Raw genomic sequence first — 15,784 nt, 5'->3', positions numbered from 1 at the left:
TATGAATTATGAGTTATGAGTTTAGGATGAGGGATTTAGTTGATGGAGATTTTGGTAAAAAAGGAGGTTTTTCAAAGGGAAAAAAGATTATTTTTGAATAAACTATCAAAATGAAATTACCCATAAAACATCACGGAGCCGAAATTACCATCTTTTCTGAAATGACGGCACTTGCCCAACAATTTGGAGCGGTGAATCTGTCTCAAGGTTTTCCTGATGATGATATCGATGAGGCTTTGAAAAAATTTCTTGCGGAAGGAACGAATAAAAATTTTAATCAATACGCTCCTAGTTTTGGTTTTCCTGCGTTGATAGAGAACCTCATCACGTTTAATCATGCCAGAAAAAATCCGATAGATTTTACTGCTTCGGAAATTACGATTACACCAGGAGCGAGTTATGGAATTTACACCGCGCTTTCTGCGATTTTAGAAATTGGCGATGAAGTGATAGTGCTGGAACCAGCTTATGACAGCTATATTCCCTCGATTGAAATGAATGGTGCAAAACCTGTTTTGGTTTCTTTGAATGAAGATTTTTTACCCGATTTTGAGAAAATAAAAGCAGCAATTACAGAAAAAACCAAAGCTATCCTCATCAATTCCCCACATAATCCTACGGGAAAAATTTGGAGAAAAGAAGATTTTGAAAAACTCTATAAACTCATTAAAGGCACCGAGATTATCGTTATCTCCGATGAAGTGTATGATTTGATTACCTTTGATAACGCTGAATTTTATAGTATTTTTCATCATGCGGAACTTAGACATAGGAGTTTTGCGATTTTTTCATTTGGGAAAATGTTTCATCTCACGGGTTGGAAAGTTGGGTATGTTTTGGCTTGTGAAGAATTGACCAAAGCTTTTAGAAAAGTGCATCAGTACATCAGTTTCAGTGTGAATACTCCTGCTCAATATGCTTTGGCGAAATATTTAGAGGTTTTTAATCCTGAAAAAAATCAACAGTATTTGCAGGAAAAAAGAGATTTCTTTTTAGCACAATTTAAAGATTTGCCTTTTACATTTAAGGAAAAATCAGAAGGAAGTTATTTCCAGATTGCCAGTTATGAGAACATTTCTGATTTACCTGATAAGGAGTTCTGCATTTGGCTCACGAAAGAGTACCATGTTGCAACGATACCGCTTTGTTCGTTTTACCAAGACCAAAGAAACACGGGAGTGATTAGATTCTGCTTCAGTAAAAGGCCTGAAACTATTTTGAAAGCTGCTGAAAATTTGAGAAGGTTAGTTTGAAAGACATGAGAGATTTTTGAGATTGAGGTATTTTTAAACGCAAAGGTTTTTATTATTGAATTGCTTTTTAAGTGAGCTAAGTTGGCGAAATTCATTCGCTCTGAAGCTTTATGGGAATTGTCATTTAAACAGACTTTTTTCTATCACAAAGTTCACGGAGAGCAGGTGAAATGATAGCGTTTTTGAGGGCTCTGAGGAACATCGGAGATGTTCTGGAAAGGTCACGAATTTTCGGTTGGCAGGTGTAGAAAAACTTTTTCCTTGATGAAGAGATTCTTCACTACTCTACGCTTCGTTCAGAATGACATGGTTCTGTTTTTTACTTGCGATTAGGAATCTGTTTCAGTGGGAAAATTATTTTTGAAACGCAAAGATTATTTATTATTCTTATGTTTTTAAGGAAGCAAAGTAGGAATTCGCTAGCGAATTGATGAAGCGTGTGTTTTAAACGGATTTATTTGTGGTGTGGCTTCGACAGGCTCAGCCACCGTGTATGAAAATTATTTTTATGCTCAGCCACCAAGTATGAAAATTATTTTTATGCTCTTTTGTTTTATTTTTTAAACGCAAAGGTTTTTATTATTGAATTGCTTTTTAAGTGAGCTAAGTTGGCGAAATTCATTCGCTCTGAAGCTTTATGGGAATTGTTATTTAAACAGACTTTTTTCTATCACAAAGTTCACGGAGAGCAGGTGAAATGATGGTGTTTTTGAGGGCTCTGAGGAACATTGGAGATTCTTCACTACTCTACGCTTCGTTCAGAATGACATGGTTCTGTTTTTTACTCACGATTAGGAATCTGTTTCAGTGGAAGAATTATTTTTGAAACGCAAAGATTATTTATTATTCTTATGTTTTTAAGGAAGCAAAGTAGGAATTCGCTAGCGAATTGACGAAGCGTGTGTTTTAAAATGTTTTTTCCGAACGTAGTTATTTGTGGTGTGGCTTCGACTACGCTCAGCCACCGTGTATGAAAATTATTTTTATGCTCTTTTGTTTTATTTTTTAAACGCAAAAGTTTTATTCTTTCATTACTTTTTTAAGTATGCTAAGTTGGCGAAATTCATTCGCTCTGAAGCGAGGTGGAAATTGTATATATTCTATCACAAAGTTCACGGAGATGTGGTGAAATGATGGCGTTTTTGAATGCTCTGAGGAACATTGGAACTCAAAGTCTGGAGACTTTGCGCAGCAAAGTGGGATTCGTTTGTAGTGGTGATTTTTTTGAATGTTCTTTTGGCTTGAACCAAAAGAACCAAAAATTCAAGTCTGGAAATCCTCAGCTAAAAATGAATAGTCTTTTCTAAAAACTCTGAAACTCACTCGGCAGAATGCCGAGCTTAAACAGCAGACTTTTTTTAACGAAAAGGCTATTCATTTTCTTAACGCTTGCGGTTTCCTAGGACATCTTGCAACACAATTCATAATTATGAGGCAGTTTTTACCTCCGTTTTACATTTTATTTAAAAACGTTTAATAAAATAATTTGTGGCAATAATTTTCTTTTTTCCAACCTTGACTCCCGATTCCGCATTCTATAACAAAAACAAAATCCTCAAATTGAAATCAATTTGAGGATTTTTTAAACAACGTAATAAAGCTATTTATTTGAAAACACTTACATTTCCTTGCTTGTCTGTGAGTCTTCCTGAATTTCCATCATCAGACAGTTCCCAAGCATAAAAACCATCTGTAAAAATAGGTTCACCTTTTGAATTTGTTCCTTTTGCCACCAATTTGTGTTCTTCTTCATCATTCTTTTTAAGGGTCATCGCAAGGTCGATTCCTTCGGCAAAATACGTTACCACTATTTTTTCTCCTTTATCATTGGTCAATGTTTTTGCCTCTTGTTTTAAAGAAACTTCTTTAGAATTTTTATCACTTATCACCGGCGAATTTTCTGTGGTCGATGATTCTTTGTTACAAGAAATCAAGAAAGCGAACATTGCCAAGATTATCCAATTATTTTTCATATTGATTTAATACTGTTTTTTGAAAGAAATGAGTCCACTATATGAGCAGTCATTATTTTTAAAAATAATCACAAAAATGCTCTTCTGTTTTACAGGTGCAAATTTGCTAATAAAAGTCATGTTTATCTTATGACTCAAGTCATAAATCCCAAGTGTTAAACAACATTAAATTTGTTATCAAATTAATATTAAAAATAAAAATATATGAAAAATTTGAAATTTCTAGTTCTTCCTATGATGGCTTTCGCGATGGTTTCCTGTGGTAATGACAAGCCTGCAGACGCTTCTGCATCTACCTCATCTACAGAAACATCTGCTACTACTACGGAAACTAGTGCATCATCTGAATCAGGACAATACGATCCGAAAAGAGGTTTAGGTAAATATGACGAAAGCAACGTAGATGTGAGCAAATTTGACGCTGCTATGGCTGCTGAAGGGAAGAAAGTAGCAGAGGTAAAATGTACTTCTTGTCATAAACCTACAGAAGAAAAATTAGTAGGTCCGGGATGGAAAGGAGTGACTACAAGACAAACTCCCCATTGGATTATGAACTTCATCAGCAATCCAGATCCTATGATTAGTGTAGACCCAGAATTACAAAAACAATTAGAAATTTGTTTAGTGAGAATGCCAAACCAAGGGCTTAATGAAACTGAAGCAAGACAAATTCTAGAGTACATGAGAGAAATCGACGGTGCAAAATAATTTAGATAGACTATAAAAATAAATATATGAAAATTATTCAGTTATTTGGTATTTCGGCCTTTGCTTCATTAGCATTTTTAGGCAGTTGTAAACCCAAAGGTACAGAAACCGCAGTAAGTGGTGACGCCGCAGAAAAAGTATATGTAGCTCCTGGAAAATATGATGAGGTATACAATTTCGTGAGTGGTGGTTTTAACGGACAAATGAACGTTTATGGTTTACCGAGCGGTAGATTATTGAAAGTAGTTCCTATTTTCTCTGTAAATCCAGAAAATGGGTATGGTTACAGTGAAGAAACTAAGCCTATGTTAGAAACTTCACACGGTTTTATTCCTTGGGATGACCAACACCACTTAGAATTATCTCAAACGAATGGTGAACAAGACGGAAGATGGATTTTTGCGAATGCGAATAACACTCCACGTGTGGCAAGAGTAAACCTTAAAACTTTCAGAACTGAGGAAATTATAGAATTGCCGAACTCTGCTGGTAACCACTCTTCTCCATTTATTACCGAAAATACAGAATATGTAGTGGCAGGTACTCGTTTTGCTGTTCCTACAGATGACATGAACGGAGACGTTCCTATTAATTCTTTCAAAGAAAACTTCAAAGGAGTGATTTCTTTCATCGGAGTTAATAAAGAAACTGGCGATATGAATTTATCATTCCAAATTGAAGCTCCGGGTGTAAACTTTGACCTTTCTCACGCTGGTAAAGGAAAATCTCACGGTTGGTTCTTCTTCTCTTGCTATAATTCAGAACAAGCGAATTCTTTATTAGAAGTTAATGCTTCTCAAAATGATAAAGACTTTATCATGGCGGTAAACTGGAAAAAAGCTGAAGAATATCTAAAAGCTGGTAAAGGTAGAAAAGTAAAAACGCAGTATGCTCACAATAAATTTGATGAAAAAACTCAAACTGCTACCTCTAAAATGGAGCAAGAAGTGACTGTACTTTCTGCTAAAGAATTAAAAGATATTTGCTATTTCATGCCAACTCCTAAATCACCTCACGGTTGTGACGTAGACCCAACTGGTGAATACATTGTAGGTTCTGGTAAATTAGCCGCTCTTATCCCAGTTCACAGCTTCAGCAAAATGCTTAAAGCGATTGAAAACAAAGAATTTGCAGGTGAATATGATGGTATTCCTATCTTAAAATATGAATCTACTCTATACGGTGAAGTTCAGAAACCAGGTTTAGGCCCATTACACACAGAATTTGACGGAAAAGGAAATGCTTATACTTCATTCTTCGTTTCTTCTGAAGTGGTGAAATGGGATATTAAAACATTAAAAGTTCTTGACAGACAACCAACTTTCTACTCAGTAGGTCACTTAATGGTAGTAGGTGGTGATACTAAAAAACCTTACGGTAAATATCTCGTTGCTTATAATAAAATTACAAAAGACAGATTCTTACCAACAGGTCCAGAATTAACCCAATCTGCACAGTTGTATGACATTAGTGGAGATAAGATGAAACTCTTATTAGACTTCCCTACTTTTGGTGAACCACACTATGCACAAGCTGTTCCAGCTTCTCTGATCAAAGACCAACAGGTGAAGTTCTACAACATTGCAGACAATAAACACCCTTATGCTACTAAAGGTGAAGCAGAATCTAAAGTGGTAAGACAAGGTAATAAAGTACATGTTTATATGACTTCTATCCGTTCTCACTTTGCTCCAGATAATATTGAAGGTATCAAAGTAGGTGATGAAGTTTACTTCCACGTGACCAACTTAGAACAAGACTGGGATGTACCGCATGGATTCGCTATCAAAGGCAATCAAAATGCTGAATTATTGATTATGCCAGGTGAAACTTCTACTCTAAAATGGGTTCCTAAAAAACCAGGAATGTACCCAATGTATTGTACAGACTTCTGTTCTGCATTACACCAAGAAATGCAAGGATACGTAAGAGTTTCTCCAGCAGGAAGCAATGTTCCTCTTACTTACAGCCTCAATAATAAAGCGGATAACGCTAAAAGCCCTGTGAAAACAGCAGTCACAAAATAAATTTCTAAAAGGGCGGTTTCTACTGCCCTTTTTTACTTCTGTAACAAAAGTTACACACTATAAGAACTTCTTATTACAATCTAAAAACAATGAAAAATAATTCATTATCCAAACTCTCTAAAATTTTGCTTATTACAAGCGGAATTGGATTAATCATCAGCATCTTCGTTCCTTTATGGGCCATTTATCTAGAAGCTCCACAATATCCAGAAGGATTGGGCATGTTTCTCCATGCCAACAAAATCACAGGAGACTACGAAATTATCAATGGACTGAACCATTACATCGGGATGAAAGAAATTCATCAGGAAGATTTTTGGGAATTTAAAATTTTACCATATGCGTTAGGATTCTTTGCCGCTTTGGCATTTCTCACCGTATTCCTCAACAATAAGAAATGGCTTTATTTCTTTGCCGCTTTATTTCTTATATTTGGAGTAGCTTTCATGGTAGATTTCTATCTTTGGGAGTACGATTACGGTCATAACCTTAATCCCAATGCAGCGATTGTAGTTCCGGGCATGAGTTACCAACCACCACTTTTCGGCTTTAAACAACTTCTGAACTTCGGTGCGTATTCTTATCCTGATATTGGTGGCTGGATTATGTTTGGTGTAGGAATTATCCTTGTTGTTTTATCTTATTTAGAAATAAAATCTTCTAATAAATAATGTAAAAATGAAAAATTTATTTAACATTCTAGGAATCATCTTTTTAGGTCTATTTTTTTCTTGTTCACCGAAAGGTCCAGAAAAAATAAACTTCGGGAAAGACCAGTGTGAACTTTGCAAAATGGGAATAGAAGACCCTAAATTCGCCACAGAACTTATTACAGAAAAAGGCAGAATCTATAAATTCGATGACCTAAACTGTATGCAAAGTTATGCCACCGAAAATGCTGAGCAGGTAGGGCAAGCCAAATTGTATGTGCCAGATTTTATTACCAATGAATTGTTCCCACTAGAAAAAGCAACCCTAATCACAGGTGGTGCCATAAAAAGCCCTATGAATGGTAATGTAGCTGCATTTATCGACAAAACCAAAGCCCAAGAAGAAGCTCAAAAATTAGGAGCGAGCTTCCTAGAACAATAAATTTCACTTTAACTTATAGCTTTTAGGCTTTGTGAAAAATCCGTATTTTCTATTGTAATTCATTATAAAAATGATTAATTTTTATGTTTTTGAAACGCAAAGTTTTTTTATTAAAAAATATAAAAACATTAAGCAAGCAAAGTTGGTATTCGCTAGCGAATTGATAAAGCGAACGCTTTAAACGAATTTATTCGTAAACTTTGCTCACTATAATAATATTGATATTATATTGCTTTGCGTTTAAAAAATCAATACCAATAGTTCATTTTAGTATTTTTAGCAAAGCCTATTTTTTTGAAACATTTTGAAAAATTTATCCAAAATATTATCTTTTTTCTTCCTCCTGAATTTTGTTTATCATTCAGCAAAAACGCTTGTGGTAGGTAAAAATCAAGCTTATAAAACCATTAACTCTGCTCTTGCTCAAGCTCAAAATGGCGATACGATTTTGGTGCAAAAAGGACATTACAGAGAAGGAAACATCAACATCCAAAAATCTATTGCCCTGATTGGAATCGGTAGACCTGTTTTGGACGGTCAAATGAAGTACGAAATTGTTTCTCTAAGAGCGAATAAAATTCTTTTGCAAGGTTTTAAAATCATCAATTCTGGGGAAGACGAAGTGAAAAACATAGGAGCTGTTCGATTATATGACAGTCAGTTTTCCACCATTAAAAATAATATTTTCGAGAACAATTACTTCGGGATAACCATACAGAGAGGGTATCAATGTTTGATTCAAAACAATAAAATCACCACCAATAGAGGAAAATCTCAAGAATTAATCGGTGATGGCGTTCACGTTTGGTCCAGTGCAGAAATCTGGATCAAAAACAATTATATTTCTGGTCACAAAGACGGCATTTACTTAGAAAAAGCCAACAACACCTTTGTTTTTAGAAATATTTCTGAAAAAAATAAACGTTATGGGTTGCACTTTATGTTCGCGCATAACAATGTCTACACCGGAAATATTTTTAAGAATAATGACGCTGGAGTTGCTGTAATGTACAGCCGAAATGTAGGCATGTACAAAAATAAATTCCTCGATAACTGGGGAGATGGCGTTTATGGACTTTTGCTCAAAGACCTTACGTTCAGTAAAATCAAAAACAATATTTTTAATAACAACACCGCTGCCATTTTTATGGATGGCACTTCTAAAGTTGACCTTAACAACAATCAATTTTCAAACAACGGTTGGGGTATAAAACTCAATGCCAATTGCATGGAAAACCGTCTCATGAAGAATAATTTCGAAAATAATACTTTCGATGTGAGCACGAGTGGAAGTCTTGTGATGAATATTTTTAAAAATAATCATTGGGACAAATACGAAGGTTATGATCTAGACAAAGACCAAATTGGCGATGTACCATTTCATCCCTTGAGTTTATACTCCGTGCTTTCTGAACAAAATCCTATGATTATGTTGTTGTACCGAGCTTTTTTCGTGGAGATATTAGATCGTTCCGAACGCTTAATTCCAAGTCTTACTCCTGAGAATTTTGTAGATGAGAAGCCGCAGATGAAAGCTAATGAAGTGATGTGATGATGGAGTGAAATGATGAATGGTGAATGGTGAATTGATGCACCGTTTTGTGATTTTAAAAATTATTTTTATAAAAAGTTATGATTGAAATAAAAAATTTAACCAAAAAATTCAATAAGTTCACTGCGCTTAATCAGGTGAATATTCGCTTTAATGATGGGCATTCTGTTGCACTCATTGGTCCCAATGGTTGCGGAAAAACCACCCTTATTAAATGTATTCTCGGATTAAATGTAGTAGAAGATGGCGATATTTTGGTCAATAATGAAAGCGTAAAAGAACATTATCTCTACCGAAAAAATATTGGTTACATGCCACAAATTGGTCGATATCCTGAAAATATGACCATCGCACAAACCATTCAGATGATTAAAGATACCCGAAAAGTCTCTGAAAACGAATTGGATACTGAACTTTTAGAAGCTTTCGAACTGGAAAGTATCTTCGACAAAAAAATGCGCACGCTTTCTGGCGGAACTACCCAAAAAGTAAGTGCTGTTTTGGCTTTTTTATTCAATCCTGGGATTATTATTTTAGATGAACCTACGGCAGGTTTAGACCCACTCGCTTCTGAAATTTTAAAAAATAAAATCATCAAAGAAAAAAACAAAGGAAAACTCATCATTATCACCTCTCACCTCTTGAGCGAATTGGATGATATCGTGAGTGAAATTGTTTTTATGAATGAAGGAAAAGTCATTGTTCACCAATCTGTAGAAGAATTAATGACCGAAAGAAAAACCGAAAAAATCTCAGAAAGTATCATCAGTATTTTAAAGGAAATGAAGCCATGAACAATATCGCAAAATTCATCTTTTTCGACATTTTAAAGAATAAAATCGTCTTGTTGTATACCCTACTCCTCTTTGTTATTTCATGGTCAGTATTGGGATTAGATAGCAATTATACCAAAGCTACGTTGAGTTTGCTCAATATCGTTTTATTGGTGGTTCCACTTGTGAGCATTATTTTTTCTACGATTTATGTGTATAACAGCAGTCAGTTTATAGAATTATTGCTCAGTCAACCCATTGCAAGAGGTAAAATTTGGTTGAATATTTTTATCGGACTTTCCTCTGCATTGATTCTGGCGTATTTACTTGGTTGTGGCGTTCCTATTTTGCTTTATTCTTCTATAGAAACAGGGTTTTCGCTTATTATCATTGGAGTAATGCTTTCGGTTATTTTCACGGCATTTGCTATGTTGTCTTCGATTGGAAGTAGAGACCGAGCTAAAGGAATAGGAATTTCGATTTTTGTATGGTTGTTTTTCGCTATAATTTATGACGGCATTTTATTGGTTCTCATGTTCCAATTTTCGGATTATCCCATTGAAGGAATCATGGCGACATTGGCAGCAATAAACCCTATTGGTCTTGCTCGAATTTTCGTGCTCTTGCAACTCAATATTTCAGCGATGCTCGGCTATTCTGGAGCAGTTTTTAAAGATATTTTTGGTTCAGGTGGCGGAATGGGAATTTCTATGGTGATTCTCTTTATTTGGATTGCAGTCCCTTTTCTGCTCTCTTATATCAAGTTTAATAAGAAAGATTTATAATTTTCATCATTTGTGTTTTTTTGTAAATCTTCCCTCTTTGGGAAGATTTTTTTTATATCAATTTAGCTCTTTTCAATTCTCTGATAAATCTCACGTTTTCAAGCCATTATTTTATGATTACAATCATAAAAGCATGACTGGGTTTGCTCGTAATTTTATTTAAAATTTTATAAAAATATGAAAAAGACATTTCTAATCCTTTCTTGTGTTGCTCTAGGACTTATCTCTTGCAACAAAACCGAGGCTACCACTGAAACCTCAACCTCTACAGAAACTGTAGCTGGTGGTCAAGAAGCTGTAGTAGACGAAGATTCTGCACCTACCATTGTTAAATTAGCGGCAGGAAATAAAGATCTTTCTACCCTTGTTACCGCAGTAGAAGCAGCGGGACTCACTACTTCTCTCAGTAATGCAGGTCCATTTACTGTTTTTGCGCCTGTAAATGCTGCTTTTGATAAATTACCTGCTGGAACAGTTGATGATTTATTAAAACCTGAAAACAACAGTAAATTGGGTGATATTTTAGGACACCACACTTATGTAGGAGTGATTAAAACAGAACAAATGACTGACGGTCAATCTTTAGGCATGGTAGACGGTAAAAATATTACTATTAAAATGGTGAATGGCAAACCTACCATCAATGGAACGGTTAATATTATTGCTACCGTTCCTGCCTCTAACGGAATTGTACACGTAGTAGATGGCGTTATTTTACCACAATAATTATTACTTAGGTTTTTCACAACAAAAGGCTTACTGATTTTTAGTAAGTCTTTTTTTTATAGCATCTTTTGCAATTTTTTTAACGCAAAGGTTTTTTATTATTCTTATATTTTTAAGGAAGCAAAGTTGGCGAAATTCATTCGCTATGAAGCTTTGTGGAAATTGTATATTTTCTATCACAAAGTTCTCGGAGATGTGGTGAAATGGTGGCGCTTTTGAGGACTCTGAGGAACATTGGAAATTGTGAAGACGTGAAGTTGAAATATTTTGCTTTTTGAAGAGATTCTTCACTATGCTGCGCTTCGTTCAGAATGACAAGGTTATGTTTTTTGCTCACGATTAGGAATCTGAATTATTTTTGAAACGCAAAGATTTTTTATAATTCTTATGTTTTTAAGAAAGCAAAGTGGGAATTCGCTAGCGAATTGATGAAGCGTGTGTATAAATTTATATATATATCAAGGGTCACAAATGAGCGAGATAGTTTAAAGTTTGGAATAATTGAAACCACTCAAAAGGATTCTTGCGGTTGCGGTGTTTATTCACAAAACTTCAAAAAAACATTCTGATATTTTCAAATATGAAAATTTGTACATATATTTGTACGAATAAAAGTACAAAAATGATTGTAACTAGCATTTCTGATTTCAGAAAAGACATCAAAAATTATTTAGATCGAGTGGCGAAGAATTTTGAAACTCTTATCATAAATCGTGGAAAAGATTCGGGGATTGTGGTTATTTCTCTTGAAGAATACAATTCTTTAATGGCTACCAATCACGAATTATCATCACGTATCAATGAAAAGCGATTAGATGCTGCCATTGAAAAACTTAACCAAGGCAATTCATTTGAAAAACCATTAATTGAAGAATAATGAAGTACATTTTCGTAGATGAATCTTGGGAAGATTATCTTTATTGGCAGAAAACAGACAAAAAGAAGCTAAAAAGAATTAATGAACTTCTAAAAGATATTGCGAGAAATCCGTTTGAAGGAATCGGAAAACCCGAACCTTTAAAACACAAATATTCTGGATTTTGGTCACGAAGAATTGATGAGGAACACCGATTAATCTATAAATACGAGGAAGAACAAATTTTAATTGCCAAATGCAGGTTCCATTATGACTAAAACGGCGTTTATTTTCTCTCCCTTTATTCAAATATTCTTTAAAACTCCTGAGTCATAAGACTTGGGATTTTTTTTATTTGGTTTCTTCTGAATTTTTTTTGAAACGCAAAGGTTTTAAACTTAAAACAATGTTATTAAGAGAGCAAAGTGGGAATTCGCTAGCGAATTGATGAAGCGTGTGTTTTAAAATGTTTTTTCTGAACGGATTTATTTGTGTTGTGGCTTCGACAGGTTCAGCCACAGAGATAAAAACTACAGTTTTCCAAATTCTAAAAACAACAAAAAGGCTTACTGAAATTCAGTGAGCCTTTTTTGGATTTATAAAAAAGTAAGGGGGTTTAATTGTTTTTTTCCTTTAAGGTGTTGAAGATGATTAGAATGGAGATTAAAATGAGTACAGAGATTCCGAATAAAAATTCATTGGCAAAAGGAATCGCTACATATTTTATCGAGAAAATGCCCATTAATCCCAATAAAAATTCATTTAGAAAAACGCTCAATAGAAAATATTTTAATCCAGCATTTAATCTTGGGCTAGTTTTAAAATTTTGAATGACTTGACTCAATAAAAAAGTCGCAACACACATCAATAAAATCAAGTGTAAATACGCAATTACCACGTTTCTAAAACCAAACGCAAATTGAGAAACCGCTGGAATGACAGAACCCAACTGCAATAAAATTTTCACCGCAAAAGCAAAGCCTACATAGATGAAAACAAATCTCTGTAAAGCATTGGTAGTGGTTTTTATCTTTGGCCATTGATTTTTTATCCATTTAAAAAACACAAAAGCGCCATGAGTTTGAGCAAGTGTTGCTAAAACAATGACTAGATAAATCCAAACAGGCAGTTTCAACCATAAAACCGATAAACCAAAGCCTACGAAACAACCTATAAACAACAACCAAAATATATTTCTGTTTTCTTTTGAACTGATCAGAATTCCTTTTTCTTTCAGGTGATAAAAGAGCAAACCTAAACATGAAAAAATAAAAAATCCGTTGTACTGAAAATGCAGATAAAAATAGGTAGACGCTAAATATAATTCCTGTACCACATTTTTACTCGCCATCATATAACTCAATGTAAAAACACCTAATGAAGACAATACGGCAAAGAAAAAAGCCGCTAAAAACCAAATTTTGGAGGTTTCCTGAAGGTTTTTAAGGTCTCTGTACAAGAAAAAATAGTACACAAAACTATTCAGCAAAGCGATGGTGGAAAAAATGATGGACAACCAATAATATCCTGCATAGAGAAAACTCAACAGCATTCCGTAAGAAGCGAAAAAATTAACCCCAATCAATATTTGGTATTTTTTCATCTGAATTTCTTCTACGGTTTTGCTTAGATATTGTGCTACTAAAATGTAAATGCAAGAAGTGATGAAGCCGTAAAAAGCAAAATGAGAATGCGCTTCTTGCAGATGTTTTTGTTCTACAAAAGGCAAAGAAAAGGCAATTTTATAGCGCATCAATACGCCTAAAATCGCAACGATTACAAAACTGAAAATAGAAAACTTAAGTAAGAATGCTTGATTTTTCATGCCCTAAAATTAGAGAAATTAAAACGCTCATTCTATGACTGTAATCACAGCGGCTAGAAATAAATTTTACCATTTCTGATTTCTAACTTGCCATCTCTTTCCATTTTTTTTACGGTTCTGATGATGGTTTCGGTTCTGAGACCCGTCATGTTCGAAAGTTCTTTTCGGGTGATGTTTATCAGAATTTTTTCTTCGCCACAGCTTTTTTGCTTTTTATAATCGCAGAGTTGGCTGAAAATTCTGTTCTCAGGATTCAGGAAAACAATATTTTTAATAGAATTGCTTTTGCTAATGGATTTTTCGGCAATAGACTTGGTAAATTCTATGAGTAAGTCTGGTTTTTGTTTCAGATAATTGAGGAAATTATCTTTGTTGATTTTGTAAACTTCTGCACATTCTGAAGTCACCACTACATTTCCCGGAAAAGGTCTCCCTAACAGAACCGCTGGCTCCCCGAAAAAACTTTGGTCAAACACTTTGTGTTGCAAAAATTCTTTACCTTCTTCGGTAAAGTGAAAGACAGAAAGTTCTCCTTTTACCAAATAATAAAACGAATGCGAATAATTTCCTTCGCTTTGGATAAGCTCATCTTTTTTGTATTTTTTTAACTCAGCATTTGTGTTAAAACTAAATTCTTGATCTATAATAAAACTCATCGCAAAAATATTTTACCTTCTGCAATTTACAAAATTTTAAATGACTTTACCATTGAATTCAAAAAAGACTAAACCCTCTCATTTTCAGCATAAAAAAGCGCTCAACATAGCATTGAACGCCTTTTTAACAAAAATTTCAAAACAATTTCTTATCTCCAACCGCCACCTAAAGCGCGGTATAATTCTACTCCTGCTTGTAATTTGGTATATTGAGCATTGGCAATGTTAATTTCGGCATTGAGTTTATTTACGTTGGCATTCAACACTTCTAAATAATTCGCCATTCCGTAATTCACCAATTCCTGAGAAAACTCTACCGATTTATCATACGCTGATAATTCTTTTTTCTTAAAAGCGATAAATTGGTCTTGAGCATTATACATTTTCAACGCATCCGAAACTTCATTACCTGCATTGAGAATCGTTTTTCTGAAATTTAGATAAGCTCTTTCCTGATTCGCAAGACTTACTTCGTAATTGGTTCTGATTTGTCTTTTGTTCAAAATCGGTTGAGCCAAACCTACCAAAACATTGGCAAAAACAGAATTGGCACTGAATAACTTGTCAATATCTACCGATTGTACTCCTGTACTTCCTGTGATTCTAAGACTAGGGTAAAATTGTGCTTTCGCAGCATTGGTGAGTTCAAAAGCATTGATGAGGTTAAATTCTGCCTGTTTTACATCAGGACGATTCGCCAAAAGTGCACTTGGATAACCTACATCTGTATTGAGTGCAAAATTCTGGGTACTGAGTGATGTTCTTTCGATTTCGTGAGAAGGTTCACCCATTAACAAAGAAATGGTATTTTCTAACATCTGAATTTGAACGTCTAAAGTCACCAAAGAAGCTTCTGCGTTATACACCAATGCTTCACTTTGTTGAACCGCCACTTCCGAAACAATTCCGGCTTCTTTTAATGCTTTGGTGGTTTCTAAATTCTTTTTGCGAATTTCTATGGTATTGCTGAAAATTTTCTTCTGTTCATCAAAAGCTAAGAGTTGATAATACGCTGTCGCAATAGAAGCCACCAAATTGCTTTTTACATTTTGATGCGCTGCAACAGAACTCAAATATGCTGCATATTGCGCTTTTTCTTGACCTTTTAGTTTTCCCCAAAGGTCGAGTTCCCAACCTAGATTTGCCGTAATATCAAATTGATTGATGTATCTTCTTTCTCCCACAATTTGTCCAAACTGCGTATTCAGCGAAGAAGTATTAAAAGAATAATCAGGTCCTACAGAAATGGTAGGTTGATACGCTGCTTTTGACTGTTTTAGATAGGCTTCTGCACTCGCAATATTTTGCAAAGCGATTCTTATGTCTAGATTATTTTCTAAAGCTTTGGCGATGTGATTTTGCAAAACAGCATCGGTAAAAATTTCTTTCCAAGAGAGATTTGCCATGCTTAGACTATCTTTTGGCAAAGCATCTGTTCTGAAAAGCTTTTCGTCTACCACATCGTTAGCTCTTTGGTAATTCTGTCTTGTGTGACAAGACACCACCAAAAAACTCACGAAAAATATAAGAATGATTTTATGGATTGTTATTTTCATAA

The 15,784-nt window shown here is 34.5% G+C and carries 15 protein-coding genes; 11 read left to right on the top strand and 4 right to left on the bottom strand.

What is annotated here, in order from left to right; translation table 11 throughout:
* Positions 1-110 precede the first annotated feature (110 nt).
* Positions 111-1,253, top strand: a complete 1,143-nt coding sequence (locus EB819_RS03540; RefSeq protein WP_069796885.1) for a methionine aminotransferase — start codon at positions 111-113, stop codon at positions 1,251-1,253.
* A gap of 1,604 nt (positions 1,254-2,857) precedes the next feature.
* Here EB819_RS03540 and EB819_RS03535 read toward each other — a convergent pair.
* Positions 2,858-3,226, bottom strand: coding sequence for a hypothetical protein (locus tag EB819_RS03535; protein ID WP_069796438.1), 369 nt, complete (start codon positions 3,224-3,226; stop codon positions 2,858-2,860).
* Between the two features lie 204 nt (positions 3,227-3,430).
* Here EB819_RS03535 and EB819_RS03530 point away from each other — a divergent pair, with 204 nt between their 5' ends.
* The 10 genes from EB819_RS03530 to EB819_RS03485 all read left to right on the top strand — a co-directional run bounded on the left by EB819_RS03530 (position 3,431) and on the right by EB819_RS03485 (position 12,023).
* Complete coding sequence (locus EB819_RS03530) at positions 3,431-3,934, top strand: c-type cytochrome (protein WP_069796441.1); 504 nt, start codon at positions 3,431-3,433, stop codon at positions 3,932-3,934.
* A gap of 26 nt (positions 3,935-3,960) precedes the next feature.
* Positions 3,961-5,961: a Sec-dependent nitrous-oxide reductase gene (gene nosZ / locus EB819_RS03525; RefSeq protein ID WP_069796443.1), complete on the top strand. Its 2,001-nt coding sequence runs from the start codon at positions 3,961-3,963 to the stop codon at positions 5,959-5,961.
* 89 nt (positions 5,962-6,050) lie between these two features.
* Entirely contained in the window at positions 6,051-6,632 is a 582-nt protein-coding gene (locus tag EB819_RS03520) for a hypothetical protein (protein ID WP_069796445.1), read from the top strand.
* A gap of 7 nt (positions 6,633-6,639) precedes the next feature.
* Entirely contained in the window at positions 6,640-7,053 is a 414-nt protein-coding gene (locus tag EB819_RS03515; protein ID WP_069796447.1) for a nitrous oxide reductase accessory protein NosL, read from the top strand.
* 376 nt (positions 7,054-7,429) lie between these two features.
* Positions 7,430-8,605 carry a nitrous oxide reductase family maturation protein NosD gene (gene nosD, locus EB819_RS03510; protein WP_245993212.1) on the top strand — a complete coding sequence of 392 codons (1,176 nt, stop codon included), beginning with the start codon at positions 7,430-7,432 and terminating at the stop codon, positions 8,603-8,605.
* An 80-nt stretch (positions 8,606-8,685) separates the two neighbouring features.
* A complete protein-coding gene (locus EB819_RS03505; RefSeq protein WP_069796451.1) occupies positions 8,686-9,399 on the top strand; it encodes an ABC transporter ATP-binding protein in 714 nt (237 codons plus the stop codon).
* Positions 9,396-10,163, top strand: coding sequence for an ABC transporter permease subunit (locus tag EB819_RS03500; RefSeq protein ID WP_069796454.1), 768 nt, complete (start codon positions 9,396-9,398; stop codon positions 10,161-10,163). Before EB819_RS03505 ends, EB819_RS03500 begins: the two co-directional genes overlap by 4 nt.
* Positions 10,164-10,340: 177 nt before the next feature.
* Complete coding sequence (locus EB819_RS03495) at positions 10,341-10,889, top strand: fasciclin domain-containing protein (protein ID WP_069796456.1); 549 nt, start codon at positions 10,341-10,343, stop codon at positions 10,887-10,889.
* A 622-nt stretch (positions 10,890-11,511) separates the two neighbouring features.
* A complete protein-coding gene (locus tag EB819_RS03490) occupies positions 11,512-11,766 on the top strand; it encodes a type II toxin-antitoxin system Phd/YefM family antitoxin (protein WP_069796458.1) in 255 nt (84 codons plus the stop codon).
* Positions 11,766-12,023, top strand: coding sequence for a Txe/YoeB family addiction module toxin (locus EB819_RS03485; protein ID WP_069796459.1), 258 nt, complete (start codon positions 11,766-11,768; stop codon positions 12,021-12,023). The genes EB819_RS03490 and EB819_RS03485 overlap by 1 nt, the downstream gene beginning before the upstream one ends.
* Positions 12,024-12,361: 338 nt before the next feature.
* On the opposite strand, the gene EB819_RS12775 is transcribed toward EB819_RS03485, so the two are convergent.
* From EB819_RS12775 to EB819_RS03470, 3 genes are all read right to left on the bottom strand, one after another.
* Positions 12,362-13,570 (bottom strand): hypothetical protein, encoded by a 1,209-nt coding sequence (locus EB819_RS12775; RefSeq protein ID WP_069796460.1) that lies wholly within the window; start codon positions 13,568-13,570, stop codon positions 12,362-12,364.
* Positions 13,571-13,623: 53 nt separating this feature from the next.
* Entirely contained in the window at positions 13,624-14,226 is a 603-nt protein-coding gene (locus EB819_RS03475) for a Crp/Fnr family transcriptional regulator (protein WP_069796461.1), read from the bottom strand.
* A gap of 149 nt (positions 14,227-14,375) precedes the next feature.
* Positions 14,376-15,782: a TolC family protein gene (locus EB819_RS03470; protein ID WP_069796462.1), complete on the bottom strand. Its 1,407-nt coding sequence runs from the start codon at positions 15,780-15,782 to the stop codon at positions 14,376-14,378.
* Positions 15,783-15,784: the final 2 nt, after the last annotated feature.

The sequence above is a fragment of the Cloacibacterium normanense genome, assembly GCF_003860565.1.
GTDB classification, from domain to species: Bacteria; Bacteroidota; Bacteroidia; order Flavobacteriales; family Weeksellaceae; genus Cloacibacterium; species Cloacibacterium normanense.
The sequence above is the reverse complement of the archived record's forward strand: the minus strand, read 5'-3'. Positions and strand labels throughout refer to the sequence as shown.

Excerpts from the sequence above, each read along its gene's own strand:
- EB819_RS03500 (WP_069796454.1), top strand. The coding sequence starts at position 9,396 with ATGAACAATATCGCAAAATTCATCTTTTTCGACATTTTAAAGAATAAA.
- EB819_RS03475 (WP_069796461.1), bottom strand. The coding sequence starts at position 14,226 with ATGAGTTTTATTATAGATCAAGAATTTAGTTTTAACACAAATGCTGAG.
- EB819_RS03470 (WP_069796462.1), bottom strand. The coding sequence starts at position 15,782 with ATGAAAATAACAATCCATAAAATCATTCTTATATTTTTCGTGAGTTTT.
- EB819_RS03520 (WP_069796445.1), top strand. The coding sequence starts at position 6,051 with ATGAAAAATAATTCATTATCCAAACTCTCTAAAATTTTGCTTATTACA.
- EB819_RS03530 (WP_069796441.1), top strand. The coding sequence starts at position 3,431 with ATGAAAAATTTGAAATTTCTAGTTCTTCCTATGATGGCTTTCGCGATG.
- EB819_RS03515 (WP_069796447.1), top strand. The coding sequence starts at position 6,640 with ATGAAAAATTTATTTAACATTCTAGGAATCATCTTTTTAGGTCTATTT.
- EB819_RS03540 (WP_069796885.1), top strand. The coding sequence starts at position 111 with ATGAAATTACCCATAAAACATCACGGAGCCGAAATTACCATCTTTTCT.
- EB819_RS03505 (WP_069796451.1), top strand. The coding sequence starts at position 8,686 with ATGATTGAAATAAAAAATTTAACCAAAAAATTCAATAAGTTCACTGCG.
- EB819_RS03490 (WP_069796458.1), top strand. The coding sequence starts at position 11,512 with ATGATTGTAACTAGCATTTCTGATTTCAGAAAAGACATCAAAAATTAT.
- nosZ (WP_069796443.1), top strand. The coding sequence starts at position 3,961 with ATGAAAATTATTCAGTTATTTGGTATTTCGGCCTTTGCTTCATTAGCA.
- EB819_RS03485 (WP_069796459.1), top strand. The coding sequence starts at position 11,766 with ATGAAGTACATTTTCGTAGATGAATCTTGGGAAGATTATCTTTATTGG.
- EB819_RS03535 (WP_069796438.1), bottom strand. The coding sequence starts at position 3,226 with ATGAAAAATAATTGGATAATCTTGGCAATGTTCGCTTTCTTGATTTCT.
- EB819_RS03495 (WP_069796456.1), top strand. The coding sequence starts at position 10,341 with ATGAAAAAGACATTTCTAATCCTTTCTTGTGTTGCTCTAGGACTTATC.
- EB819_RS12775 (WP_069796460.1), bottom strand. The coding sequence starts at position 13,570 with ATGAAAAATCAAGCATTCTTACTTAAGTTTTCTATTTTCAGTTTTGTA.